This window comes from Amycolatopsis sp. NPDC004772, from assembly GCF_053601215.1.
Genome location: NZ_JBSGBK010000013.1, coordinates 15408 through 39021 on the forward strand (window position 1 = coordinate 15408; position 23614 = coordinate 39021).

A 23614-nucleotide genomic window follows, 5' to 3' on the forward strand; every position below is an offset into this window, starting at 1 on the left:
GTCCGGTCCCATGGTGCAGGTGCACGGAACGTGCGACGAGCGGTTCGGAGAGGTGCGCGACGCGCTCGCGGAGTCGTTGGCCAAGGACGACGTCGGCGCTTCGGTCGCGGTCGTTTTCCGCGGAGAGCTGGTGGCCGACCTGTGGGGCGGGTACGCCGACGCCGGCCGGACCGTGGCCTGGGAGGAAGACACGATCACCAACGTCTGGTCCACGACCAAGACGATGATCGCCTTGTGCGCCTTGATCCTCGCCGATCGCGGCGAGCTCGACCTCGACGCGCCGCTCGTCCGGTACTGGCCGGAGTTCGGCGCCGCGGACGTCCGCGTGCGGCACGTTCTGTCGCACACGGCGGGGCTGCCCGTCTGGGACACGCCGATCACGCTCGAAGATCTCGGCGACCCGGGCAAAGTCACCGCCTTGCTGGCCGCGCAGAAACCGCGGTGGACGCCCGGGGAAATCGGCTGCTATCACGCGCTCACGCAGGGGTTCCTGCTCGGGGAGATCGTCCGCCGGATCACCGGGAAGACGATCGGCGCGTTCTTCGCCGCGGAAGTCGCCGGGCCGCTGGGCGCCGATTTCCACATCGGACTGCCCGAGCGCCACCACCACCGCGTGGCGCCGTCCCTCGCCCCGCCCGGCGGGCTGACCGTGCCGCCGCCCACCGAACTCTTCGACGCCGCCCCGAATCCCGAGTTCGTGCCCGAGGACACGAACACCGCGGCCTGGCGGCGCGCGGAAATCCCGTCGGGGGCCGGCTACGGAAATGCCCGGTCGGTCGCCCGGGTCCAGTCGGTCCTGTCGGCCGGCGGAGCCGTCGGCGGCGTCCGGCTGCTCTCGCGGGCCGGGTGTGAGCGGGCGCTGGAGGAGCAGTACCACGGTCTCGACTACGGCTTCGGCGTCCCGATGCGGTACGGCCTGGGCTACGGCATCAGCGGCCGGAACTGCTTCTGGGGCGGCATGGGCGGTTCGCTGGTGTTCAACGACCTCGACGCCGGCCTCACCGTCGCCTACGCGATGAACCAGATGCTCGACGCCATCGTCGGCGACGGCCGCGGCATGACCATGGTCGGCGCGGCGTACAGCGGCCTGGGGTAGGCGTCAGCGCGGCCGGCCCGGCGCCCAGAGGCCGTCCGCGTCACCCGCCTCCAGGCGGCCCCGGTACACCCCGATCTTCCGGTCGATCAGCTTGAGGTTCTCCTCCAGCTCCGCCAGCCTCGCCAGCACGTCGGCGCGGTGTTCCTCCAGCAGGGCCAGGCGCTCCTGCTCGTTGCCGCGGCCGGCGGCGACCAGGTCCGCGTACCGGCGGATCGTCTTGATCGGCATGCCCGTCGCGCGGAGCTTGGTGCAGATCTTGATCCAGTCCAGGTCGAGCTTGTGGTAGCGGCGCCGGCCGCCGCTGGTGCGGTCGACCTGGGTCACCACCAGGCCCGCTCGTTCGTAGTAGCGCAGCGTGTGGGCGCTGACCCCGGTCCGGCGGGCCGCGTCCGCGATCGACAGGCCCTCCGCGGGGATCGGGTTGACTTCGAGCACGCTCTAAATCCTAGCGTCGAAAGCATGACCACCAACCGTCCCGGGCTCGTGCTCGCCATCTGTTGCGCCAGCATCGTCGTCGTGGTGATGGACATCTCCATCGTCACCGTCGCCCTGCCCGCCATCCGCCGTGACCTGGGTGCTTCCGTCTCCGGCCTGCAATGGACCGTCGACGCCTACACGCTCGTGCTGGCGGCCTTCCTCGTGCTCGCCGGGTCCGCCGCCGACCGGTTCGGCCGCCGCCGCGTCTTCCGGTGGGGGCTCGCCCTCTTCGGCCTCGGGTCGCTGCTGTGCAGCCTGGCCCCGGGCATCGGCTGGCTGATCGCGGCCCGTGCGCTGCAGGCCGCCGGCGGCACCATGCTCAACCCGGTCGCGATGGCCATCGTCGCCACCACCTTCCCCGCGCCGGCCGAACGCGTCCGGGCCATCGGCGTGTTCGGCTCGATGTCGGGCCTGGCGCTCGCGCTCGGGCCGATCCTCGGCGGTGCGCTCGTCGACGGCCTCGGCTGGCGGGCCGTCTTCTGGGTCAACGTCCCGATCATCGCCGCCGCGCTCGTCGCGACGACGCTGTTCGTGCCCGAGTCGCGTGCGCCGCGGGCCCGCCGGTTCGACCCGGTGGGGCAGGTGCTCGTGCTGCTGGTGCTCGGCAGCGTCGTCTCCGCGCTGATCGAGTCGCCGCGGCTGGGCTGGACGTCACCGTGGAGCGTCGGCCTGCTGGTCTTCGCCGGGCTCGGCGTCCTAGGCATCCTCGCGTACGAACCGCGCCGCGCCGACCCGCTGCTCGAACTGCGCCTGTTCCGCAGTCTCTCCTTCAGCGGGGCGATAGTCATGGCCCTCTTCGCGCTGTGCGGGTTCGGCGCCTTCCTGTTCGTCACGACGCAGTACCTGCAGGACGTCCGGGGCCTGACCCCGCTGACGGCGGGCCTGTGCCTGCTGCCGGTCGGCGTGCTGGTCCTGGTCCTGTCCCCGCGGACCGGACGGTTCGTCGGCGCGCGCGGGCCGCGGTGGCCGCTGGTGGCCGCCGGTGCCGCCCTCGCCGTGGGCGGCGTCGTCTCGGCGTTCCTCGGCCCGGCCACGCCGCTGCCCGCCGTGCTCGCGACCTTCCTGCTGTTCGGCGTGTTCCTCGGCACGGTGAACCCGCCGATCACCAACACCGCCGTCTCCGGCATGCCGGGTTCGATGGCCGGGGTGGCCGCGTCACTGGCCTCCGCCGGACGGCAGACCGGGACCACCCTGGGCGTCGCGCTCTCGAGCGCGGGGCACGGCGTGTGGTGGCTGGTCGCCGGGCTCGGAGCCGGTCTGGTCGTCCTGGCGCTGCTGAGCACCGGACGCCGGGCGGCCGCGACGGCCGGCCGGGCGGCGGCGCTGTTCGACGAGCTCAGCCTCCCGCGACCGACGGGATGATCTGCACCTCGGCGTCCGCGCGCAGCACGGTCGCGGTGCCGTCGCGGCGGCGGCACTCCTCGCCGTCGACGTAGAAGTTGACGTACCGGCGCAGCCCCGCCTGTTCGTCGCGCAGCCGCCGTTCCAGTGCCGGGTACCGTTCGGCGAGCGCGTCGAGCAGGGCGCCCAGGGTGGCCGGTTCGGCGACCTCGACGTCCAGCCGGGCCTCGCCGCCGGCCTTCTCCCGCAGCGTGCCGGGCAGCAGCACGGTGATCCGCACGGTTCACACCCTCGCGGCGCGGACGCTCAGCACGTCGGGCAGGTGTGCGACGACGAGCTGCCAGCTGTCGCCGTCGTCGCGGCTGGCGTAGACGTCGCCGGTCCGCGAGCCGAAGTACACCCCGGCCGGGTCGGCGTCGTCGGTGCACATCGCGTCCCGCATGACGCCGGCCCAATACCCGTCCGGCAGGCCCGGCCCCAGTGCTTCCCACGACTTCCCGGCGTCCTCGCTGCGGTACACCCGGCAGTGGCCCTCGGGCGGGAACCGCATCGCGTCGGCGACCAGCGGGAACGTGTAGATCACCTCGGGCCGGCCCGGGTGCACGACCATCGGGAAGCCGAAGTCGCTGGGCAGGCCCTCGACGATGGACTGCCAGGTCGCCCCGGCGTCGTCGCTGCGGTAGACGCCGTGGTGGACCTGCGCGAACAGGCGGTCCGGCGCGGCCGGGTGCCGGGCGACCTTGTGCACGCACTGGCCGTATTCGGGGTACGGGTCGGGCACGTGGACCGCCTTGATGCCGGTGTTGCTCGCCGCCCAGGACTCGCCGCCGTCCTCGGTGCGGTAGACGCCGCCGGTGGACATCGCGACCGTGATGCGGCCGGGATCGGTGGGGTGCGGGAGGACGGTGTGGACGGCCTTCCCGCCGCCCCCGGGCGTCCAGTGCTCGCGGTGCGGGTGGTCCCAGAGACCCCGGACGAGCGCGTAGGTGCGGCCACCGTCGTCGGAGCGGAAGAGGGCGGACGGCTCGGTGCCGGCGTAGACGACGTCCGGCTCGCTCTCCGGGCCCGGCACCAGCTGCCACGCCCTGGCCAGGGACTCGCCGGTGTCCGCGGGGAACGCGATCGGCGCGTGGTCCGGTTCGGTCCAGGTCGCGCCGAGGTCGTCGCTGGTGGCCACGCTCGGCCCGTAGTGCTCGCTGGTGACCCCGGCCAGCAGCCGCGGGGTGCCGCGTCGCGTGTCGATGCCGACCGCGTACACCTCGGTCATCGGGTGGTGCGGGCCGGTGACCTCCCAGGTGGCCCGGTCGTCCGTGCTGGTCGCCAGCCACAGGCCTTTGCGGGTACCGATCGCGAGGAGGATGGACATCGGACTCCCTCTCCGTGGTGATGCAGGTCACAGGTACTCTGCCGGAAAAATCTCCCCGGGGAAATGTCGAACGCCGGTCGCGGCCGTTCGACGCGGGGGTGAAGGCCGGTCACCGCGTCCGGGAACGCACCGGACCCCGGCCGACGGAACACCAGGGAGCACACCATGCGGTTTCTCATGATGCACCGGGTCGACGAGCAGGACCCGAAGAGCTGGAACCCGAGCCAGGAGTTCATCGAGCAGATGGGCGGGTTCATCCAGGAGGCGGCGGAGAAGGGCATCCTGATCACCGCGGAGGGCGTCCACCCGACGGAGAAGGGCTCGCTGGTCCGCAAGCCGCGCGGCGCCGCGATCCGCGTGACCGACGGGCCGTTCGCCGAGGCCAAGGAGGTCATCGGCGGGTTCGCGCTGATCAACGCGGCGGACCGGGCGGAGGCCGTCGAGTTCGCCAAGCGCTACGTCGAGCTGTTCGACCAGGACATCGAGGTGGAGGTCCGCCAGGTCGTCGAGTTCGACGAGCTGCCGACGCAGGACTGACGTCCGTCCGGTGGCGCTAGGCTGGCCGGGACGAACGACTCCGGGGGGTTGAGCGGATGTTCCTGGTCACCGGCGCCACCGGCAACGTCGGCGCGGAAGTGGTTTCGGCACTCGCGGCGGCGGGCGCCCCGGTCCGGGCGCTGGTGCGCCGGCCGGACGTCACCCTCCCGGACGGGGTCGAAGCCGCCGTGGGCGACCTCGATTCGCCCGGAAGCCTCACGGACGCGCTCAAGGGGGTCGCGGGCGTCTTCCTGCTGTCCGGGTACGAGGACATCTCCGGCCTGCTGCGCGACGCCGGGGTGCGGCGGATCGTGCTGCTGTCCGGCGGCTCGGCGGCGTTGGAGGACATGGACAACGCCGTCTCCCGGTACATGACGCTGTCCGAGCGCGCGGCGCGGGAATCGGGCCTGGACTGGACGTTCCTGCGGCCGCGCGCGTTCATGTCGAACGCCCTGCGCTGGCTGCCGCAGCTGCGCGCGGGCGACACGGTCCGCGTCCAGTTCCCCGACGTCCCGGTGGCGTGCATCGACCCGGCGGACATCGCGGCGGTGGCGGCGCTCGCTCTGGCCGGCGGGCACGAAGGGCTGGTGCACGAACTGACCGGGCCCGTGGCGATGCGGCCGGCGGAGCAGGTCGCGGTGCTGGCCTCGGTGCTGGGGCGGGACCTGCGGACCGTCGAGCTGTCGAACGACGAGACGCGGGTGGAGCTCGAAGCGGGCATGCCGCGCGAGTACGTCGACGCGTTCTGGAACTTCTACGTCGACGGGACACTGGACGAGGCGACGGTGTACCCGACGGTCCACGAGATGACCGGGCGGCCGGCGCGGACGTTCGACGAGTGGGCCGAGGCGCACGCGGGCATCTTCCGCTGACCCGGTGATCGGGCCCGGCCCGACCTGTCCGCCGTGCTCGCCGTCGACTGGCCGGGCACCCCGCCCACGTCGACCGGATCAAGAAGCTGCAGGACCGCCGCTTCCGAGCGTGAGCACGACCTTGCCCGCCGAGTGTCCCTTGTGGACGTAGTCGATCGCGGCCGCGGCGTCGGCGAGCGGGTACGTGCGATCCAGTGCGGGCGTGAGGCCGCCGGCTTCGATCGTCTCGCGCAGGACTTCGAGGTCGGCGCCGCGGACCGCGGAGACGAGGCCGCGCAGCCGGTGACCCACGAACAGGCTCAGCAGCGCCGCGCCGGCGAGCCGCTGGGTGCCGCCCAACCACCGCCCGCCGGTCTCGCTGCCGACGAGCACCAGCGTGCCGCGCGGCGTCAGCGCCCGGCGCAGGTGCGTGAGCCGGCGCGCGCCCGCCGTGTCCAGCACGAGGTCGTACCGCCGGCCGGTGAAGTCTTCGCGCGTGTAGTCGACGACGTGGTCGGCGCCGAGTTCGCGGACCAGGTCCGTCTTGCCGGTGCTGCACACCGCGGTGACTTCGGCGCCGAAGGTCTTGGCCAGCTGCACCGCGAACGACCCGACGCCGCCCGCGGCGCCGATCACCAGGACGGACTGGCCCGGCCGGACCCGGCCCGCGTCACGCAGGCCCTGCAGGGCGGTGCACCCGGAGATCGCGACGGCCCCCGCCTGCTCGAACGAGAGCCGGGCCGGTTTCGCGGCGACCCGATCGGCCTTCGCGACGGCGTACTCGGCGAACGCTCCAGCGCACTCGCCGAACACCTCGTCGCCGCGGCGGAACTTCGTGACACCGTCCCCGGTTTCCTCGATCGTGCCCGCGAAGTCGAGGCCGCGCACCGGGTTCTTCGGCCTGCGGACACCGAAACCGAGCAGGCGCACCAGGTACGGCTGCCCGGTGGTCAGGTGCCAGACGCCCGGGTCGACGCCGGCCGCGTGCACGCGCACGAGGACCTCGCCGAGCCCGGGCGCCGGTCTTTCGATGTCGCGCGGTTCGAGAACGCCGGGATTTCCGTAGCGGTCTTGGACAATGGCTTTCACGACGACTCCTCCGGGTACTGGAACACTTCTTCGAGCGGGACTGCGAACACGTGCGCGATCTGGAACGCCATTTCGAGTGAGGGCGAGTAGCGGCCCTGCTCGATGGCGATGACGGTCTGGCGGGTCACCCCGAGCCGGGTGGCGAGCTCGGCCTGGGTCATCTGGCCGTGCGCGAACCGGAGGGCGCGCAGCGAGTTCGTGACGCGGGTCGGCTTCACCACGGCTGGAAACCCCGCCGGTAGGCGAAGATCCGGGTGATCGACCCGAGGACCGCCGACAGGACGAAGGCCAGGTAGATGACGTTGGCGATCCAGAAGTGCGGCGCCTCGGCCATCGCCAGCAGCAGCGCGGCGACGGCGCCGATGACGACGAACGAGTGGCCGACGTGCTCGCCCAGCCGGCCGATTTCGACGTCGCGCTGATCCTTCGCGCCGTCCTTCGACACGATCGCGACGACGATGCTCAGCACGATCGTCGCGACGATGGACGTGCCGACCGTCCAGAGCAGCGCCGCGACGTACGGGACCTCGGTCAGCGGCCGCCCGCCGGCCCGGCCGAGGACCAGCACGAGGTACACCGCGTAGCTCACCACCGCGGCGATCCCGAGGATCCAGGCGTTCTTCTCTTCGTGGGTCACCTCGCCAAGGTAAAACAAATCAGACATCGTGTCAAAGTTTCTTGACATGAGAAAATTCCGGCGCAGGGGTGTCCAACGGGCCGGCCGTCGTTCGTAGTGCTGGCGTACGGCAACCGAGCCACAGGAGGAACCGTGAAGTACCTGATGCTGATCAACGCCGCTCTCGACGCCGACGGCGCGCCCACCGGCTGCAGCACGCCGGACGACTGGATGCTGTTCGACAAGTCCCTGAAGGAAGCCGGCGTCCACGTGGGCGGCGATTCGGTCGCCGACTTCACGACGGCGGCCACGGTCCGGGTCGACGAACGCGGCGAGCGGCTGGTCACCGACGGCCCGTTCGCCGAGTCCCGCGAGGTGCTCGGCGGCTACTTCGTCGTCGACGTGCCGGACCTCGACGTCGCGCTCGACTGGGCGGCGCGCTGCCCGGGATCCCGCGACGGCGGGTCGATCGTGGTCCGGCCGCTCGCCGGTTACGAGGGCTGACGGCGGTGGCGGGCGAGGCGCCCCGGCTCACCCTCGAGGCGGTGTTCCGGGAGGAGCGCGGGCTGCTGCTGGCCGCGCTCGCCCGCCGGTTCGGCGACCTCGACCTCGCCGAGGAGGTGACGTCGGAGGCGATCGAGGCGGCGCTGGTGCACTGGCCGGCCGAGGGCGTGCCGCCGAAGCCGGGCGCCTGGCTGATGACGACGGCCAGGCGCAAGGCGGTCGACCGCCTGCGCCGCGACCAGGCCTACGCGGCCCGGCTCGCGGAGATGCAGGTCGAGGCCGAGCGCACGGCGCCCGCCCCGCCCTCGCCGTCGGGTGGCTTGCCGGACGAGCGGCTCCAGTTGTTCTTCACGTGCGCGCACCCGGCGTTGCCGGCGGAGGACCGGGCGGCGCTGACGTTGCGCTGCCTTGCTGGGCTGACGACCCCGGAGGTGGCGCGCGCGTTCCTGGTGCCGAGCGCGACGATGGGCAAGAGGATCGTCCGGGCGAAGAACCGGATCCGCACGCTGCGGATCCCGTTCCGCGTCCCGGACGCTCCCGAACTGCCCAGCCGGCTGCCGGGCGTGCTCCAGGTGGTGTACTCGATCTTCACGGAGGGCTACGCGGCCAGTTCGGGCCCGGACCTCCAGAGGCTCGACCTGGCGGAGGAGGCCATCCGCCTGGCCCGCATCCTCCGGCGGTTGCTGCCGGGGGAGCGGGAGGTCACGGGCCTGCTGGCGCTGATGGTGCTGATCCACGCCCGCCGGGAGGCCCGAACGGGCCCGGACGGCGACCTCGTGTTGCTGGACGACCAGGACCGCACCCGCTGGGACCGCTCGATGATCGCCGAGGGAACGGAACTGGTGGAGAAGGCGCTGACGGGAGGCCCGCCGGGCTGGTACGGAGTCCAGGCGGCGATAGCGGCCCTCCACGACGAGGCGGCGGACGTGGCGAGCACGGACTGGCCGCAGATCGTGGCGCTGTACGACGTGCTGGGCAGGCTGGCACCGTCGCCGGTGGTGGACCTGAACCGAGCGGTGGCGGTGGCGATGAGGGACGGCCCGGAGGCAGGGCTGGCGTTGTTGGAGGGCCTGGCGGGGGAGCCGAGGTTGCGGGGGTACAGCCCGTTTCCGGCGGCGCGAGGGGATTTGCTGAGCCGGCTGGGGCGGGCCGAGGAGGCGGCTGCGGCGTATCGGGAGGCTTTGGAGCTGGCGGGGACGGAGCCGGAGCGGGTCCATCTGCGGGGGCGGCTGGCGGAGGTGGAGGGGTAAGGGGCTCGGGGTGGCGGGCGTTGCCGCTCGCTTCGCGCGGCTCGGCTTCCGCCGCTCCGCGGCTTGCGTTGCCGCTCGCTTCGCGCGGCTCGGCTTCCGCCGCTCCGCGGCTTGCGCCGCCGCGGTCGGCTTCGCCGCGGCGCACTAGCTCGTTCGGCCCGCCGCCGCAGCTTGCCTCGCCGCCGTGGGTCCACTTGCGGGGGCGGCTGGCGGCGGTGGGAGAGTAAAGGGCGCGGGATGGCGGGAGTTGCCGCTCGCTCCGCCGCCAGCCGCAGCTCGCCGCGGCTTGCTCCGCCGGTCGGCCGAAACTGTCGGTGGTCCCCGGTAAGCTGGATACCGGGGGCCGGAGGCCTACCCCGCCGTCCGCAGAGCCGCCACGGCCGGGGCGAACATCGTTGCCTTGATTGCGCCCAGCGTTCCGCGGTCCTTGCCCGCCAGTTCCTCCACTCGCTCCTGGGCCACCTTCAGCACGTCGCCCTCGGCCGCGACCTCGTCCACCAAACCGATCTCCGCCGCCGCCGAGCCGCCGAAGCGTCGGGCCGTCGTCATCGAGGCGATGGCCGCCGCGGGGGTCAGCTTTCCCTGGATCAGCGCCGCCATGCCCGGGGTGAACGGGATGTTGATGTCCGCCTCCGGGAAGCAGAAGTAACCCCGGTCGCTGCGCATCACGCGGAAGTCGTGGGCCATCGCCAGCATTGCGCCCGCGCCGAACGCGTGGCCGTTGATCGCCGCCACCGTCGGCACCGGCAGGGTCAAGACCCGCGCGAACAGCTCTTGGACCTCCGCGACGTACTCCGCCGCCCGGTCACCGTTCGCCGTCAGCCATTCGAGGTCCAGGCCGTTCGAATAGAACTTGCCGCTGCCGGTCGTCACCAAAGGACCTTCGACACCGTCCAAATAGGAATGGATGCGCTGGAGCCAGTCCGGCGAGAACCGGTTTTCGTCGGCGCCCAGGTCGAGTACGGAAACGGTCACGGTCGGTCCTTTTCTCGAGGGGGCACGGTCAGCACGGCCCGCACCGCGGCGGCCAGCCTGTCCCGCACCAGTTGATCGGTGATGTCACGCCGGAAGAACGCCGTCGGCAGGTCGACGACGCACGTCGTGATCACGTCGACGGCCCGTCCGTCCCCGCGGTCCCACAGCTGCCGGGCCAGCCGCACCAGCAGCGCGACCAGGCGCTTGTCCACCGCGTGCAGGGCCTCCGCCAGCTCGTCGGGCAGCTCCGGCCCGAACAGCCGGTCGCCGCGCACCGACAACAGCATCCGCGCGCCGTCGGGGCGCAGCAGCGCGAACTCCGCCGGCGTGTCCGCGGCCGCGACGACCGCCTCCACCGGCGAAGGAGCCTGATCCACCCGGGACGTCTGCAGGTCGAGGAACGCCGTGGCCGCGCGTAGCCAGACCTGAGCCTTCACCGCACTGAGCGACCCGAAAGCGTGGTAAATCGTCCCGTTCGGGACGCCCGCGGCCGCCGCCAGGCCACGGACCGTCACCTCCGTCGAGGAGGCGACGAGCCGCTCGGCGACGTCGAGCAGCGCGTCGAGGTCGTGGACGCGGGGGCGGGGCATGCCGAGACTTTAACAGAGCACGTGCTCCAAAACCAGGGCGGTAAGCTGCCGCCGTGGAGATCTGGATCAACCCGGCCTGCTCGAAGTGCCGGTCCGCCGTGTCGATGCTCGACGAGGCCGGCGCCCAATACACCGTGCGCCGCTACCTCGAGGACCCGCCGACGGCCGCCGAGCTCGAAGCCGTCCTGAAGCGCCTCGGCCTGGAGCCGTGGGACATCACGCGCACCGCCGAGCCCGTCGCGAAGGAACTCGGCCTCAAGACCTGGGGCCGCACGCCCGCGGACCGGCCGAAGTGGATCGACGCGCTCGCCGCGCACCCGAAGCTGATCCAGCGGCCGATCATCACGGCCGACGACGGCACGACGGTCGTCGCCCGCGATCCCGAGACCGTGCGGTCGGTCCTTTAAGGAATCGCGTCGGTCGTCGACAGGAGCGGGACGTCCAGAGGCACCGTCTCCGGGTACTTGATCCCGGCGCCGGTGTTGAGCACGACGACGTCTTCGCCGCCCTCGAGCCACCCCGACTCGCGTAGGTGCCTCAGCGCGGCGAAGCACGCTCCGCCCTCCGGGCAGACGAAGGTGCCTTCGTACGACGTCAGGTCCCGTTGCGCCTTGAGAAGCTCCTCGTCGGTGACGGCGATCGCGGTGCCGCCGGTCGCGTACACGGCGTCGAGCACCAGGAAGTCGCCCAGCGCCTTGGGGACCGTGATGCCGAAGGCGACCGTGCGGGCGTCCGGGAACGGCGTGCTTTCGCGTTCACCGCGCGAAAACGCCGTGACGATCGGCGCGCACCCGGTGGCCTGGACGGCGACGAGCCGGGGCAGCGGCCCGGAAACCCAGCCCAGCTCCCGCATTTCCAGCAGTGCCTTGTAGATCCCGATGATGCCGACGCCGCCGCCGGTGGGGTACAGGATGACGTCGGGCAACCGCCAGCCGAACTGCTCGGCGATCTCGTACCCCATCGTCTTCTTGCCCTCGATGCGGTACGGCTCCTTCAGCGTCGAGACGTCCTGCACGCCGGGCCGCCGCCCGACGGCCGCGGCGACGAGCTTGCCCGCGTCGCCGATGAGACCGTCCACCCGGTACAGCTCGGCGCCCGCCGCGACGCACTCGCGCATGGTGATCACCGGGGCGTCGTCCGGCATCGCGACCAGGCTCGACATTCCCGCGCGCGCCGCGTACAACGCCCACGCCGCGCCGGCGTTGCCGTTCGTCGGCATCGCGATCCCGTGCACCCCCAGCTCGGCCGCCCGCGAGACGCCGACCGCCGCGCCGCGCGCCTTGAACGTGCCGGTCGGGACCAGGCCTTCGTCCTTCATCCACAAGCGTGACAGCCCCAGCTCACGGCCGTAGCGCGGCAGGCGCAGCAACGGCGTCATGCCTTCGCCGAGGCTGACGACGTGCTCGGCCGAGCGCACCGGCAGCACCTCGTGGTAGCGCCACAGCGTCGGCTCGCGCCCGGCGATCTCCTTCGGCGTCACGGCTTCGCGGACCCCGTCGAGGTCGTAGCGCGCGAGCAGCGGCGCGCCCGCCGGGGACAGGCCCTGGACGGCGTCGGCGTCCAGGCAGTCGCCGGTCCGCGAGCACTCGAGGTGGCTGAGGAAGGAGTACGGCACAACGCCGATCCTAGGTCCTAAAGTGAGCACATGGACGCGCTGCGGGTGTGCCTGTACGTCTTCGCCGGGGTGACGCTCGGTACCTGGGTGGCCTCTGTGCTGACCAGGGAATACTCCTGGGTCGACCGGATCTGGTCGATCGTGCCGGTGGCCTACGTGGGGATCTTCGCCGGTTTCGCCGGGTTCGCCGACGCGCGGCTCGACGTGATGTTCGCGCTGGTCGCGCTGTGGGGCGCGCGGCTGACCTTCAACTTCGCCCGCAAGGGCGGGTACGCGCCCGGCGGTGAGGACTACCGGTGGGCCGTGCTGCGCGAGCGGATGGCGTCGTGGCAGTTCCAGCTGTTCAATTTCTTCTTCATCTCGCTCTACCAGAACGTGATCCTGCTGCTGATCACGCTCCCCGCGCTGACCGCGCTGGAGCACCCCGGCGGCTTCGGGGTCGCGGACGTCGTCGTCGCGCTGATCTTCGCCGCCTTCCTGGTCGGGGAGACGGTCGCCGACCAGCAGCAGTGGGCGTTCCACCGCGAGAAGCACGCCGGGCGGGCGCCGACGCGGTTCCTGCAGGCCGGGCTGTTCCGCTACTCGCGGCACCCGAACTTCTTCTTCGAGCAGGCGCAGTGGTGGGCGATCGCCGCGTTCGGCGTCGTCGCCGGCGGTCTGCAGTGGACAGTCCTCGGTGCGGTCCTGCTGACGCTGCTGTTCGTGGGCTCGACGCGGTTCACCGAGAGCATCACGAAGTCGCGGTACCCCGAATACGCCGACTACCAGCGGCGGACGTCGGCCGTGGTCCCGTGGCCGGTCCGCGGATGACGGTCGTCGCCGCGCTGCAGATCGCGACCGGCGTCCCGCTCGAGCGGGTCCTGGCGTTCGAGGACGAGATCCGGGGCGCCGACCTGGTCGTACTGCCCGAGGCCGTGCTCGGCGGCTATCCGGGCCGGACGCCGTTCGTGGAGTACTTCCACGCGGCCGTGACGGTGCCCGGCCCCGAAGTCGCCGAGCTGGCCGGGCTCGCGGCGCGGACCGGCGCGAGCCTGGTCGTGGGCGTCATCGAGCGCGGCGGCTCGACGCTGTACAGCACGGTCGTTTTCCTCGACCCGGCACTCGGCCTGGTGGCCCGGCACCGCAAGCTGGTCCCGACCGCCCGCGAACGCCTGGTCTGGGGCCGCGGCGACGGCTCGATGCTCCCGGTCGTCCCGACGGCGGCCGGCCGCGCCGGCGCGGCGATCTGCTGGGAGAACCACATGCCCCTGCTGCGGGCCGCGATGTACGCGAAGGGCGTCGACATCTGGTGCGCCCCGACGGCGGACGATCGCGACGTCTGGCAGGCGTCGATGCGCCACATCGCCGACGAGGGCCGGTGTTTCGTGGTTTCGGCGTGCCCGTACGAAACCACGGGCGACGACCCGTTCCGCGGCGGCAGCGTGATCGTCGGCCCGCTGGGGGACGTGCTGGCGGGCCCGTTGCGCGGCACCGAAGGCCTGATCACGGCGGAGATCGACCTGGCCGAGATCGTGGCCGCGCGGCACAGCCTCGACGTGTCGGGCCACTACGCGCGGCCGGACGTCTTCTCGCTGACGGTGGACGAGCGACCCCAGGACGGCGTCACCTTCCTGAGGTGACGCCGCCCCGCCGGACTCACACCGCCAGCCGGCCGCCGTCCACCGGGAGGATCGCGCCCTGGACGAAGCTCGCATCGCCCGCTGCCAGGAACGCGATCGCCGCCGCGATCTCCTCCGGGGACGCCACGCGCCCGGCCGGGCCCGCGGCCGCCAGCTCGTCCAGGCCGTCGCCGAAGACCGCCGTTCCTTCGGTGCGGGTCGGGCCCGGGCTGACCGCGTTGACGCGCACGCCCGACGGCCCGAACTCCGCCGCCCACGCCTTCGTCATCAGCTCGATCGCCGACTTCGACGCGCCGTACACCGCCATGCCCGCCATGCCGCGCACCGCGACCATCGTGGACACGTTCACGATCGCGCCGTGGCCGCGTGCCGCCATCTCCGGCCCCAGCGCGGCGACGAGGAAGAACGGCACCTTCACGTTCGTCGTGAAGACCGCGTCGAAGTCCGCCTCCGCGAAGGTTCCGGTCGGTCCGGTCGGGAAGATCCCGGCGTTGTTGACCAGCACGTCGATCGGCCCGGCCAGCTCCCGCGCCCGGTCCGCCAGCGCCCGCGCCGACGCGGCGTCGACGAGGTCGGCCGCGACGAAGTCGGCCTTCCCGCCCGCCGCGCGGATGGTCTCGACGGCCTCGGCGCCGCGCCCGGCGTCCCGGCCGGACAGCACCACGTGCGCGCCGAGCCCGGCCAGCGCCGCCGCCGTCGCGCGGCCGATGCCGCTCGTGGCGCCGGTCACCAGTGCCGCCGACCCGGACAGTTCTGCAGTCATCGTTCAGCTCCTCCGCAACCCGGGTGTTTCCCCGGTCGCAGAGTTCAAGCGAGACCACCCGGAAGGACTTCCGGCTGCGTGTTCGGCCCTCCTTATACCTCCGATCCGTTCCGCCGATGGTCTTCCAGCGCCGCGACGAACTCGGCGACGTCCCGCCGTCGCGACGCCGCCGGCCACACGGCCCAGGTCCGCCGGACGATCGGCGTGCCGGCCAGCGGCACCCACCGGACCGTGTCCGGCAGCGGGTAGGGCCACTCGGGCGGCGCGAACGCGTACGCCCCGCCCGCGCTGACCGCCGGGATCTTCAATTCGACGATCAGCCGCTGCTCCTCCGGCACCTCCGGCCCGACGTCGAGGCCGTGACTGCGCAGGATCGCGGCCAGCTCGTCGTACCAGGCCGGGCTGCCCGCACGCGGGAAGGCGAACCACTCCAGCCCGGCCAGGTCCTCCAGCCGGACCGGTGAACCCAGCTTCTCGGCGACCTCGGTGGCCAGCAGGACACCGACGTCCTCGGTCACCACGAGCGTCGCGTCCAGATCGGGCCCGGGCGGACGCTCGCGGACCAGCCCGACGTCCAGCTCGCCGGCCCGCAGCGCCGCCACCTGCGCCACCGACGACAGGTGCCGCGCCTGCACCCGCGTGTCCGGCAGCCGCGCGAGCGCCGCCGGCAGCAGCTCCGGCGGCAGTTCCAGCGGGACGCCGACGCGCAGCACGCCGCCGCCGTCCGCGGTGTGCCGGGCCATCGCGGCCAGCGCCTGGTCGTGGCGCGCCAGCACCGCGCGGGCCTCGCCGAGCAGCGTCGTCCCGGCGTCGGTGACCTGCACGCCGGTGCTGGTGCGCACCAGCAGCCGGACGCCGAGCCGCCGTTCGAGGGCCGTGATCGTCTGGGACAGCGCCGGCTGGCTCACGTGCAGCTGCCGGGCCGCCTTCGACATCGCGCCCGCCTCGACGACCGCGACGAACGCCCGCAGCTCCCGGATCTCCATCAGACGGCCCACCGGATCGGCAGCGACTTGAGGCCGTTCTGGAAGTTCGAGCGCAGCCGCACCGGGTCGCCCGCCAGGGAAACCTGGCCGAGCCGGTCGAGCACCGCGTCGAACATCGCCCGCAGCTGCACCCGCGCGAGGTGCGCGCCGAGGCAGAAGTGCGGGCCGTGGCCGAAGGTCAGGTGGTCGTTCGGGGTCCGGCCGATGTCGAACGTGTCCGGCTCCGGGAACACCGCGGGATCCCGGTTGGCCGCCGAGAACCAGACCACCACCTTGTCCCCGGCGGCAATGTCCACATCGGACAACCGGACGCCGGTGACGGCCGTGCGCCGGAAGTGCATGACCGGCGTCCACCACCGCAGCATCTCTTCGACCGCCGAGGGCAGCAGCGAGCGGTCGGCCAGCAGCCGGCGGTATTGCGCGGGGTGCGAGAGCAGCGCGAGCAGCCCGCCCGGCAGGCCGTTGCGGAGGGTTTCGTTGCCCGCCACGGAAAAGAGCCAGAACAGGTTCTCGAACTCGGCGAGCGAGACGCGGCCGCCGTCGTCCGCGACGTGCTGCATCAGGTTGCTCATCACGTCGTCACCCGGGTGGGCACGCTTGTACTCGCCCAAAGCGTTCGCGTACGCGTAGAGATCCGGCATGCCCGCGCGCGTCCGCGGGTCGGGCATCGACCCGTCCGGCCCCGGCGACGGCCGGACGGCGAGCGCGGCCCGGGCCAGCTCGCTCACCTCGGCTGCGGATACCGTCGAGCTCACCGCGTACTCGGCGTCCTGGTAGCCGATCACGCGGTTGCTCCAGTCGTACATCAGCCGCCGGTCCTGCTCCGGCACGCCGAACACCTCGGCCAGCGTCAGCAGCGGGAGATCGGCCGCCACCTGCGCGAAGTCACACCGGCCGTCGGAGGCGACGGCGTCGACGAGGTCCCGCGCCCAGGCCTCGATCTGCGACGTCAGCTTCGCGATCGCCCGCGGGGTGAACGCCTTGGTGAGCAGCCCGCGCAGCCGGCCGTGCTCCGGCGGGTCCATGTTCAGCATCATCCGGCGCACGTACGCGAGGTCGGCCGCGTCCCGGATCTGCGTCCCGCCCAGCTGCGAGGAGAACACTCCCGGGTCGCGCAGCACCCGCCGCACCTCGGCGTGCCCGAGCACGGCCCAGAAGTCGTCGACGCGCACCACCGGGCCGGCGCGCCGCAGCCGCGCCAGCTCGTCATACGGGACCCCTCGCACGTAGGTGTCCGGATCGGTGATCGTCACGGGCCGACCCTAGCCGCGGGCACCGACAATTTGGGAGGCTGCGCGGATGGACACGCTCAACATGCGCATCGGCGGCAAGGGCGAACCGGCCGTCCTCCTGCTGCACGGCCTCGGCGCGACCGGCGCCGTCTGGAACCACCTCGCCGTCCAGCTCGACCGGCGCGTCCTGGTGCCCGACCTGCCCGGCCACGGCCCGTCCGCACCCCTGCCGCACTACAGCTTCGCCACGCTCGCCGAAGCGGTGGCGCGAGCGCTGCCGGACGGCGGGCCGCTGATCGTCGCCGGGCACTCACTCGGCGGGGTGCTCGCGCTGGAACTGGCGTCCGATCGCCACGACGTCGAGGTGGCCGGCGTGCTGGCCCTCGGCGTCAAGGTCGAGTGGAGCCAGGACGACCTCAACCGCGCGGCGTCGTTCGCGGCCCGGCCGCCGCGGGTGTTCGCGACGCAGGAGGAGGCCGATCAGGCGTACCTGAAGGTGTCCGGGCTGCTCGGGATCGCGCCGGCCGACCCGGCCGGGCTTCGCGAGACCGAGGGAGGTTGGCGCCTCGCGATGGACCCGGCCGCGTTCGGCCTCGGCGCGCCGGACATGCCGGCCCTGTTGGCCGGGGCGCGCTGCCCGGTCGTGCTCGCCGCGGGGGAAAACGACCCGATGAGCCGTCCGGAGCAGCTGCGGGCGCTCGATCCCGGCGCCGTCACGCTCGCCGGTCTCGGGCACAACGCCCACGTCGAGGACCCGGCCGCCGTGCGGGCCCTGCTCGAACGCTTCGGCGTCTAGAAGGAGCGGGTGCAGCCGTCGTACCCCACTCGACGGCTGCTCCGCCAACCCCTCGCCACCATCGGACGCGAGAAGCCTAGGAAAGCGCGGTGGACGAGCGCCTGTACTCCCGCTCCGCGCCGCCGTCACGGTCCGTACCTGCGGAAACGGTTATCTTCGCCGATCGGTGGTACATCTCGGGCGGCACGATCGTGATGCTGGAGAGGTACGTTCCGCTCGGGGGACGCAGGAGAGGACGCCTGTGGACGAAGGTCCGTCGTTCGCCGGATGGCTGCGCGACCGGCGTGTGCTCGCCGGTCTCACCCAGGCCCAGCTCGCCGAGCGTGCGGGACTGAGCCTGCGCGCGGTGCGCAACGCCGAGCTCGGCAGCGTCCGGCGGCCCCGGCCGGAGACGGCCCGCAAGCTGCGGGAGGCGCTGGCCGAAGCCCCGCCGGAACCCGTGCGGCTCGGCGTCCTGGGCCCGTTGACGGTGACGCGCGGCGCCGAGGCCGTGGAGATCGGCGCGGAGAAGCAGCGCCTCCTGCTGGCGCTGCTGGCCCTGCAGCCGAACCGGACAGTCCGGCGCGAGGACCTCGTCGACGTCATCTGGGACGAGCCGCCGTCGTCGTGCCTGGAGCTGCTCCACACCTACGTCGCCCGGCTGCGGCGGGCGCTGCGGCCGGCCGACCTCATCGCCACGGACAAGGGCGGCTACCGGCTGGCCGTCGGCGAGGACGAGCTCGACCTGCTGCGTTTCGAAGCGCTGCTGGAACGGGACGCCCACAAGGAGGCCCTGGAACTCTGGCGCGGCCCGGCGCTCGCCGACGTCGAACGGCTGCGCCAGCACCCCGCCCGGCTCGCGCTGTCGATGCGGCGCGCGAAGGCCGTGCTGGCCTACGCCGCGGACGCCGACCCCGAGGACGCGGCGGTGCAGCTGCGGGTGCTGACCGCGGAGGAGCCGCTGAACGAGTCCGCGCACGCCAAGCTGGTGCTGGCGCTCGCCGCATCCGGGCGCCAGGCCGCCGCGCTGGATGTCTTCGACGAAGTGCGCCGGCGCCTGGCCGATGAGCTCGGCCTGGAACCCGGTCCCGAGCTGCGGGCGGCTCAGCAGCAGGTGCTGCGCCAGGACTTCGCCGCTCCGGAGCCGCCCGCGCGGGTGCCGGCCCAGCTGCCCGCCGACGTCCCCGGGTTTCGCGGCCGGGCCGCGCAGCTGGCCGAGCTGGACGCGCTGCTGCGGCGCGACGAAGGCGACACCGGCGCGCGCATCGCCGTCCTCTCCGGCACCGGCGGGGTCGGCAAGACCGCGCTCGCGGTCCGCTGGGCGCAGCGCGTGCCCGCGGAGTTCCCGGACGGCCAGCTCTACCTCGACCTGCACGGCTACGGCACGGTCCGGCCGGTGGACCCGGGCGACGCGCTGTCGGGGTTCCTGCGTGCCCTCGGCGTCGACGGCGCGGACATCCCCGCCGAGCCGGACGAGCGCGCCGCGAAGTTCCGGACCGCGCTCACCGGGCGGCGGATGCTGCTGGTGCTGGACAACGCCAACGCGGTCGGGCAGGTCCGCCCGCTGCTGCCCGGCTCGCCGACCTGCCTGGTGCTGGTGACCAGCCGGGACGCGCTGCCCGGGCTGGTCGCCCGTCACGGCGCCCGCCGCGTGCTCGTCGACCTGCTCACCGAGGCCGAGGCGCGTGATCTGCTGCGGGCGCTGCTCGGCCGGCGCGTCGACGACGAACCGGAGGCCACCGCGGCCCTGATCGGGTACGCGGCCCGGTTGCCGCTGGCGCTGCGGCTGGTCGCGGAGCTGGCGCTGAGCCGGCCGGGGGAGCGGCTCGCCGCGCTCGCGGCCGAGCTGGCCGACGAACGGCGCCGGCTCGACCTGCTCGATGGCGGCGGTGACGAACTGACCGCGGTCCGCGCGGTGTTCTCGTGGTCCTACCGCAACCTCGCGCCCGACGCGGCGCGCGTGTTCCGGCTCTGCGGCCTGCACCCGGGCCGCGACTTGACACCGCCCGCGCTGGCCGCGCTCGCCGGCGTCCCCCTGCCGGAGGCCGAAAGGCTGGCCGGCACCCTGGTGCGCGCCCACCTCGTGCAGCAGACCAGTGACGACCGGGTCCAGCTGCACGACCTGCTGCGCGTCTACGCGGCCGAGCTCGCAGCGGAGGACGCCGAGGAGAGCCACGAGGCGCAGCAGCGGCTGTTCGACTTCTACGTCACTTCGGCCGGGCAGGCGATGGACGTCGTCCTGCCGCAGGAACGGCACCTGCGGCCGCGCGTGCCCGACCCGGAGATCAAGGTGCTCGACGCGCCGGCGTGGCTGGAGGCCGAGCGGCGGAACCTGCTGGCGGTCGCCGCGCACGCCACCCGGCACGGCTGGCCCGAGCACCTGCGGCTGCTGTCCGGGATCCTGTGGCACTACCTCGACGTCGGCGGCTACCACGAGGAAGCGCTGGTGCTGCACACGCACGCGTCGGCGCTGGCCCACCACACCGGCGACCGGGCGGCCGAGGCCGAGCCGCTCATCCTGATCGCGCTGGGCCACTGGCGGGTCGGCCGGTCGCCGGAGGCCCTGCGGTACCTGGAGGAGGCGCTCGTCCTGGCCCGGGAAACCGGCGACTGGCGCACCGAAATCCACTCGGTCAACACCCTGGGGCTGGTGTGCCGCGCGCTGGGCCGGTTCGCCGACGGGATCCGGTACTCGACCGAGGCCCTCGCCCTGGCGCGGAAGACGGGCGACCGCACCAGCGAAGGCCTGGTCCTGGTGGTGCTCGGCTGTTCCAGCCGCGGCATCGGCCGCTACGGCGAAGCGATCGGCTACCTGGAAGAGGCCCTCGCCCTGGCGCGTGACATCGCCGACCGCACCAGCGAGGGCTACGCGCTGGTCAACCTGGGCGACGCGCTGTCGGCGCTGGGCCGGCACGACGAAGCCGTCCAGGCCCTGGAGGAAGGGCTGACGCACCTGCGTGCGATGGGCGTCCGGGTGAGCGAGGGGTACGCCTTGAGCATCCTCGGCGACATCGAGCACGCCCGCGGCCGGTACGCCGAAGCCGCGGAACACCTGGAGCGGGCCCTGGAAATCGCGCAGGAGACGGGAAGCCCGCCCAACCGCAGCATCTCGCTGAAGCACCTGGGCGACGTCCGGCTGGCGCAGGGACGGCACGCGGAAGCGGCCCAGCACCTCGAAGAAGCACTGAGCCTGGCCCGCGAATGCGGCGATCGGGGCGTGGAATCCCGCGTCCTCAACAGCCTCGGCAGCCTCTCCGCCGCGCGCGGCGCCACCGCGGACGCGCTGCGGTACCACCGGGAAGCCCTGGCCGTGGCGAAGGAAACGGGCTGCCGTCCGGAGCAGGGCCGGGCCCACTGCGGGCTCGGCGAAGTCCACAGCGGACTCGGTGACCCGGAGGCCGCCCGCTCGCAGTGGGAGCGGGCGCTGGCCTGTTACGCCGGGGAATGCGTGCCCGGCGCGATCCGGGTCCGGAACCACCTGACGGCCCTGGAGCGCGGCGCGCGGTGATCGGGTTCGCGGGCGGCCAGGTCGGCTTCGAGCCGCTGGAGGTCGCGGTCGACGACGTCGGTGCTGCCCGCGAGCCGGGCCCGGGGCTTCACGGCCTGCTCCCGGTGGCCTTGAAGAACGTGTAGTGGAAGGTGCCGTCGTCACGGGTCGTCCGGTGCAGGTCGGCGATGCCCTGGTCCCAGCGGTTCTGCGTGATCAGCCCGCGGCCGACGGCCGTTTCGCCGACGCCGTCGACCATCGCGGTGAACGTGTCGCGCGTGAACCCGGTGACCAGGCCGGGCCGGGACGCGTCGGCGTAGACCGTCCGCGGTTCGACCATGACGTCCCCGAACCCGGCGCCGGTCAGCAGCGGGTGGAGGCGGCGGCCGATGAGCCCGTCGCCGCCGGCGTCGGCCTGGAGCCGGATCAGGCAGTCGACGGCGGCCTGGGCGTGCTCGCTGCGCGGGTGGAAGAACGCCGAACCGTGGTCGCCCTCGATCACGGTGATCGTGCCGCCGGGGCGCAGCAGCGTCTTCAGGTGCGCGAGGGCCTTCTCCGGCTCCGGCAGGTGTTCGAGGACGAAGCAGACGAAGACGTGGTCGTACTCGCCGTCGAGGCCGAACAGGTCGGCCTGCCGGAAGTCGACGCCCTCGACCCGGGCCCGGGCCTGGCGCAGGGACGCCGCGGAGACGTCGACCGCGGTCAGGTGCGCGTCCGGGCTGCGGGCCGCGAGGTGGACGGTCTGGGCGCCGACCCCGCAGCCGGCTTCGAGCACGCGGCTGCCGGCGGGGTAGGCCGTCCCGGCGTGCAGGAGGTCGGCGAGGGTGTCGGCCTGGTCGCCGAGGCGGCGGGCTTCGGGTTCGGTGTATCCGTGCACGTAAACGGTGTCCATGCGTCCAGCGTGCTGCGACAATGGCCCGATGGACAGAGCCAAAACAGCGCCCTCGGAGGGGTCCATAGGCTCGGACTTCCTCCAGCTGGACGTCCGGTCGGCGCCACCGGGCGGGCTCGCGGACTGGCTCGCCGGGCAGCTGCGTTCCGCGGTCGCCGACGGCCGGTTGCCGGTGGGCGGACGGCTGCCCGCGTCCCGGGTGCTGGCCGCCGAGCTGCGCGTGTCGCGGGGCGTGGTCACCGAGGCCTACCAGCGGCTGATCGACGACGGCCACGCCGCGGGCCGCGGCCGGGCGGGCACGGTCATCGTCGCCGCGCCCGTGCTGCCGCCGTCCCCTTCGCCGGACCGGCGCTCTTCGGACGTGATCACGGCTTCGCCGGGCGTGGAGGTGTTCGACGCGGTCCGCGCGACCCCGGCCCGGATCGACCTCAGCCCCGGCGTCCCGGATCTGACGGCGTTCCCTCGGGCGGCGTGGCTGCGGGCGGAGCGGGCGGTGCTGGACGAGCTGGAGCCGTCCCACTTCGGCTACGGCGACCCGCGCGGCGCGCCGTCGATGCGGCTGGCGGTGTCGCGCTGGCTGGCCCGCAACCGCGGGATCCGCGTCGATCCGGGCGAGATCATCGTGGTGGCCGGGGTCGCGCAGGCGTTGACGCTGGTCGGCGAGGTGCTGCGGCAGCACGGCGTGACTTCGGTGGCCGTCGAGGACCCGAGTTCGCTGGGGGCGCGGCAGCACCTGCACCACTGCGGCCTGGCGACCCCGCCGGTGCCGGTCGACGACGACGGCCTGCGCGTCTCGGCGTTGACGGCGCCGGCGGTGCTGCTGACACCGGCGCACCAGTTCCCGATGGGCGTGGTGCTGGGCGGCGAGCGCCGTCGTGAGCTGATGCGCTGGGCGTCTTCCGGCGGCATCGTGCTCGAAGACGACTACGACGCCGAGCACCGCTACGACCGGGCGCCGGTGCCCGCGGTCCGGTCGATGGTGCCGGAGGTCTGCTACATGGGCAGCGTGTCGAAGCTGCTGGCACCGGCGTTGCGCGTGGGCTGGCTGGTGGCGCCGCCGCGGTTCTCCGCCGATCTCGTGGCGGCGAAGCGGTTCGCTGACCTGGGCAATCCGGTGCTGGCCCAGCTGGTCCTGGCGCGCTTGATGGAGACGGGCGAGCTGGAGCGGCAGCTGCGGGTGGTGCGAGGGCGGCACCGGCGCCGGCGGGACGCGATGATCCGGGCGCTGTCGGCGTCGCTGCCCTCGGCGGTGGTCCACGGCGCAGCCGCCGGCCTGCACCTGACGGTGACGTTCGACGCTGACGTGGACGACGTCGCGGTGGCGGCGGCCGCGCTGGCGGAGGGGGTGAAGGTCCAGCCGCTGTCGTGGCACCGGCAGCTCCCGGGGCGGCCGGGCCTGGTGCTGGGGTATGCGGCGCGGACGGCGTCGGAGATCGAGGACGGCGTGGCCGTTCTGGGCCCTCTGGTAAAGGGTCCCTAAAGGACAGTCAAGCGGCTGTGATCATGCTCTCCCATGCATTTCGCGCTGTTGGTTGCCATACGCAAGCAACTTG

The 23614-nt window shown here is 73.1% G+C and carries 26 protein-coding genes; 13 read left to right on the plus strand and 13 right to left on the minus strand.

Annotated elements, in window-relative coordinates:
* Positions 1 to 10 precede the first annotated feature (10 nt).
* Entirely contained in the window at positions 11 to 1096 is a 1086-nt protein-coding gene (locus tag ACWEF6_RS10895) for a serine hydrolase domain-containing protein (protein WP_449682734.1), read from the plus strand.
* Between the two features lie 3 nt (positions 1097 to 1099).
* Here ACWEF6_RS10895 and ACWEF6_RS10900 read toward each other — a convergent pair whose 3' ends face one another.
* On the minus strand, positions 1100 to 1531 hold the full coding sequence (locus ACWEF6_RS10900) for a MerR family transcriptional regulator (protein ID WP_449682735.1): 432 nt from the start codon (positions 1529 to 1531) through the stop codon (positions 1100 to 1102).
* A gap of 24 nt (positions 1532 to 1555) precedes the next feature.
* On the opposite strand from ACWEF6_RS10900, the gene ACWEF6_RS10905 reads away from it, so the two are divergent.
* The gene (locus ACWEF6_RS10905; RefSeq protein WP_449682736.1) at positions 1556 to 2935 is read left to right on the plus strand and encodes an MFS transporter; all 1380 of its coding nucleotides are present in this window, start codon (positions 1556 to 1558) and stop codon (positions 2933 to 2935) included.
* Here ACWEF6_RS10905 and ACWEF6_RS10910 read toward each other — a convergent pair.
* Positions 2910 to 3194 carry a ubiquitin-like small modifier protein 1 gene (locus tag ACWEF6_RS10910; RefSeq protein ID WP_449682737.1) on the minus strand — a complete coding sequence of 95 codons (285 nt, stop codon included), beginning with the start codon at positions 3192 to 3194 and terminating at the stop codon, positions 2910 to 2912. The genes ACWEF6_RS10905 and ACWEF6_RS10910 overlap by 26 nt on opposite strands.
* 3 nt (positions 3195 to 3197) lie before the next feature.
* Positions 3198 to 4280 carry an exo-alpha-sialidase gene (locus ACWEF6_RS10915; protein ID WP_449682738.1) on the minus strand — a complete coding sequence of 361 codons (1083 nt, stop codon included), beginning with the start codon at positions 4278 to 4280 and terminating at the stop codon, positions 3198 to 3200.
* A gap of 165 nt (positions 4281 to 4445) precedes the next feature.
* On the opposite strand from ACWEF6_RS10915, the gene ACWEF6_RS10920 reads away from it, so the two are divergent.
* Together ACWEF6_RS10920 and ACWEF6_RS10925 are read left to right on the plus strand one after the other, a co-directional pair.
* On the plus strand, positions 4446 to 4817 hold the full coding sequence (locus tag ACWEF6_RS10920) for a YciI family protein (RefSeq protein WP_310974419.1): 372 nt from the start codon (positions 4446 to 4448) through the stop codon (positions 4815 to 4817).
* A gap of 56 nt (positions 4818 to 4873) precedes the next feature.
* Complete coding sequence (locus ACWEF6_RS10925) at positions 4874 to 5689, plus strand: NAD(P)H-binding protein (RefSeq protein WP_449682739.1); 816 nt, start codon at positions 4874 to 4876, stop codon at positions 5687 to 5689.
* Positions 5690 to 5767: 78 nt separating this feature from the next.
* Here the strand turns inward: ACWEF6_RS10925 and ACWEF6_RS10930 are convergent, their stop codons facing one another.
* The 3 genes from ACWEF6_RS10930 to ACWEF6_RS10940 are packed head-to-tail and all read right to left on the minus strand — an operon-like array spanning position 5768 to position 7421.
* Positions 5768 to 6757, minus strand: coding sequence for an NAD(P)-dependent alcohol dehydrogenase (locus ACWEF6_RS10930; protein ID WP_449682740.1), 990 nt, complete (start codon positions 6755 to 6757; stop codon positions 5768 to 5770).
* Positions 6754 to 6978, minus strand: a complete 225-nt coding sequence (locus ACWEF6_RS10935; RefSeq protein WP_449682741.1) for a helix-turn-helix transcriptional regulator — start codon at positions 6976 to 6978, stop codon at positions 6754 to 6756. Before ACWEF6_RS10935 ends, ACWEF6_RS10930 begins: the two co-directional genes overlap by 4 nt.
* Positions 6972 to 7421, minus strand: coding sequence for a hypothetical protein (locus ACWEF6_RS10940; RefSeq protein WP_449682742.1), 450 nt, complete (start codon positions 7419 to 7421; stop codon positions 6972 to 6974). Before ACWEF6_RS10940 ends, ACWEF6_RS10935 begins: the two co-directional genes overlap by 7 nt.
* A gap of 105 nt (positions 7422 to 7526) precedes the next feature.
* Here ACWEF6_RS10940 and ACWEF6_RS10945 point away from each other — a divergent pair, with 105 nt between their 5' ends.
* Together ACWEF6_RS10945 and ACWEF6_RS10950 are read left to right on the plus strand one after the other, a co-directional pair.
* Positions 7527 to 7877 (plus strand): YciI family protein, encoded by a 351-nt coding sequence (locus ACWEF6_RS10945; protein ID WP_310974413.1) that lies wholly within the window; start codon positions 7527 to 7529, stop codon positions 7875 to 7877.
* Positions 7878 to 7882: 5 nt separating this feature from the next.
* A complete protein-coding gene (locus ACWEF6_RS10950; protein ID WP_449682743.1) occupies positions 7883 to 9127 on the plus strand; it encodes an RNA polymerase sigma factor in 1245 nt (414 codons plus the stop codon).
* Between the two features lie 351 nt (positions 9128 to 9478).
* On the opposite strand, the gene ACWEF6_RS10955 is transcribed toward ACWEF6_RS10950, so the two are convergent.
* Positions 9479 to 10102, minus strand: coding sequence for an enoyl-CoA hydratase/isomerase family protein (locus ACWEF6_RS10955; protein WP_449682744.1), 624 nt, complete (start codon positions 10100 to 10102; stop codon positions 9479 to 9481).
* On the minus strand, positions 10099 to 10692 hold the full coding sequence (locus ACWEF6_RS10960; RefSeq protein WP_449682745.1) for a TetR/AcrR family transcriptional regulator: 594 nt from the start codon (positions 10690 to 10692) through the stop codon (positions 10099 to 10101). Before ACWEF6_RS10960 ends, ACWEF6_RS10955 begins: the two co-directional genes overlap by 4 nt.
* Before the next feature lie 53 nt (positions 10693 to 10745).
* On the opposite strand from ACWEF6_RS10960, the gene ACWEF6_RS10965 reads away from it, so the two are divergent.
* Positions 10746 to 11099, plus strand: coding sequence for an arsenate reductase family protein (locus tag ACWEF6_RS10965; RefSeq protein WP_449682746.1), 354 nt, complete (start codon positions 10746 to 10748; stop codon positions 11097 to 11099).
* Here ACWEF6_RS10965 and ACWEF6_RS10970 read toward each other — a convergent pair.
* Entirely contained in the window at positions 11096 to 12307 is a 1212-nt protein-coding gene (locus tag ACWEF6_RS10970) for a threonine synthase (RefSeq protein ID WP_449682747.1), read from the minus strand. The genes ACWEF6_RS10965 and ACWEF6_RS10970 overlap by 4 nt on opposite strands.
* Positions 12308 to 12337: 30 nt before the next feature.
* On the opposite strand from ACWEF6_RS10970, the gene ACWEF6_RS10975 reads away from it, so the two are divergent.
* Positions 12338 to 13117, plus strand: a complete 780-nt coding sequence (locus ACWEF6_RS10975; protein WP_449682748.1) for a DUF1295 domain-containing protein — start codon at positions 12338 to 12340, stop codon at positions 13115 to 13117.
* Positions 13114 to 13926, plus strand: a complete 813-nt coding sequence (locus tag ACWEF6_RS10980; protein ID WP_449682749.1) for a carbon-nitrogen hydrolase family protein — start codon at positions 13114 to 13116, stop codon at positions 13924 to 13926. Before ACWEF6_RS10975 ends, ACWEF6_RS10980 begins: the two co-directional genes overlap by 4 nt.
* A 16-nt stretch (positions 13927 to 13942) precedes the next feature.
* Here ACWEF6_RS10980 and ACWEF6_RS10985 read toward each other — a convergent pair whose 3' ends face one another.
* The 3 genes from ACWEF6_RS10985 to ACWEF6_RS10995 form a co-directional block, all read right to left on the minus strand.
* Positions 13943 to 14689 carry an SDR family NAD(P)-dependent oxidoreductase gene (locus ACWEF6_RS10985; RefSeq protein WP_449682750.1) on the minus strand — a complete coding sequence of 249 codons (747 nt, stop codon included), beginning with the start codon at positions 14687 to 14689 and terminating at the stop codon, positions 13943 to 13945.
* Between the two features lie 92 nt (positions 14690 to 14781).
* A complete protein-coding gene (locus tag ACWEF6_RS10990) occupies positions 14782 to 15675 on the minus strand; it encodes a LysR family transcriptional regulator (RefSeq protein WP_449682751.1) in 894 nt (297 codons plus the stop codon).
* The gene (locus ACWEF6_RS10995) at positions 15675 to 16928 is read right to left on the minus strand and encodes a cytochrome P450 (protein ID WP_449682752.1); all 1254 of its coding nucleotides are present in this window, start codon (positions 16926 to 16928) and stop codon (positions 15675 to 15677) included. The genes ACWEF6_RS10990 and ACWEF6_RS10995 overlap by 1 nt, the downstream gene beginning before the upstream one ends.
* 46 nt (positions 16929 to 16974) lie before the next feature.
* On the opposite strand from ACWEF6_RS10995, the gene ACWEF6_RS11000 reads away from it, so the two are divergent.
* The 3 genes from ACWEF6_RS11000 (at position 16975) to ACWEF6_RS11010 (ending at position 21315) form a co-directional block, all read left to right on the plus strand.
* Positions 16975 to 17703 carry an alpha/beta fold hydrolase gene (locus ACWEF6_RS11000; RefSeq protein WP_310974402.1) on the plus strand — a complete coding sequence of 243 codons (729 nt, stop codon included), beginning with the start codon at positions 16975 to 16977 and terminating at the stop codon, positions 17701 to 17703.
* 241 nt (positions 17704 to 17944) lie between these two features.
* Complete coding sequence (locus tag ACWEF6_RS11005; protein WP_449682753.1) at positions 17945 to 21190, plus strand: tetratricopeptide repeat protein; 3246 nt, start codon at positions 17945 to 17947, stop codon at positions 21188 to 21190.
* On the plus strand, positions 21187 to 21315 hold the full coding sequence (locus tag ACWEF6_RS11010; protein WP_449682754.1) for a hypothetical protein: 129 nt from the start codon (positions 21187 to 21189) through the stop codon (positions 21313 to 21315). Before ACWEF6_RS11005 ends, ACWEF6_RS11010 begins: the two co-directional genes overlap by 4 nt.
* On the opposite strand, the gene ACWEF6_RS11015 is transcribed toward ACWEF6_RS11010, so the two are convergent.
* Complete coding sequence (locus ACWEF6_RS11015) at positions 21279 to 22061, minus strand: L-histidine N(alpha)-methyltransferase (protein ID WP_449682755.1); 783 nt, start codon at positions 22059 to 22061, stop codon at positions 21279 to 21281. The genes ACWEF6_RS11010 and ACWEF6_RS11015 overlap by 37 nt on opposite strands.
* Before the next feature lie 28 nt (positions 22062 to 22089).
* Between ACWEF6_RS11015 and pdxR the strand changes: the two genes are divergently transcribed.
* Entirely contained in the window at positions 22090 to 23541 is a 1452-nt protein-coding gene (gene pdxR, locus ACWEF6_RS11020; RefSeq protein ID WP_449682756.1) for a MocR-like pyridoxine biosynthesis transcription factor PdxR, read from the plus strand.
* Positions 23542 to 23614 lie beyond the last annotated feature (73 nt).

Coding starts and splice junctions, on each gene's coding strand:
- pdxR (WP_449682756.1), top strand. CDS start 22,090: ATGGACAGAGCCAAAACAGCGCCCTCGGAGGGGTCCATAGGCTCGGAC.
- ACWEF6_RS10915 (WP_449682738.1), bottom strand. CDS start 4,280: ATGTCCATCCTCCTCGCGATCGGTACCCGCAAAGGCCTGTGGCTGGCG.
- ACWEF6_RS10960 (WP_449682745.1), bottom strand. CDS start 10,692: ATGCCCCGCCCCCGCGTCCACGACCTCGACGCGCTGCTCGACGTCGCC.
- ACWEF6_RS10985 (WP_449682750.1), bottom strand. CDS start 14,689: ATGACTGCAGAACTGTCCGGGTCGGCGGCACTGGTGACCGGCGCCACG.
- ACWEF6_RS10905 (WP_449682736.1), top strand. CDS start 1,556: ATGACCACCAACCGTCCCGGGCTCGTGCTCGCCATCTGTTGCGCCAGC.
- ACWEF6_RS10940 (WP_449682742.1), bottom strand. CDS start 7,421: ATGTCTGATTTGTTTTACCTTGGCGAGGTGACCCACGAAGAGAAGAAC.
- ACWEF6_RS11000 (WP_310974402.1), top strand. CDS start 16,975: ATGGACACGCTCAACATGCGCATCGGCGGCAAGGGCGAACCGGCCGTC.
- ACWEF6_RS10990 (WP_449682751.1), bottom strand. CDS start 15,675: ATGGAGATCCGGGAGCTGCGGGCGTTCGTCGCGGTCGTCGAGGCGGGC.
- ACWEF6_RS10980 (WP_449682749.1), top strand. CDS start 13,114: ATGACGGTCGTCGCCGCGCTGCAGATCGCGACCGGCGTCCCGCTCGAG.
- ACWEF6_RS10920 (WP_310974419.1), top strand. CDS start 4,446: ATGCGGTTTCTCATGATGCACCGGGTCGACGAGCAGGACCCGAAGAGC.
- ACWEF6_RS11015 (WP_449682755.1), bottom strand. CDS start 22,061: ATGGACACCGTTTACGTGCACGGATACACCGAACCCGAAGCCCGCCGC.
- ACWEF6_RS10925 (WP_449682739.1), top strand. CDS start 4,874: ATGTTCCTGGTCACCGGCGCCACCGGCAACGTCGGCGCGGAAGTGGTT.
- ACWEF6_RS10895 (WP_449682734.1), top strand. CDS start 11: ATGGTGCAGGTGCACGGAACGTGCGACGAGCGGTTCGGAGAGGTGCGC.
- ACWEF6_RS10975 (WP_449682748.1), top strand. CDS start 12,338: ATGGACGCGCTGCGGGTGTGCCTGTACGTCTTCGCCGGGGTGACGCTC.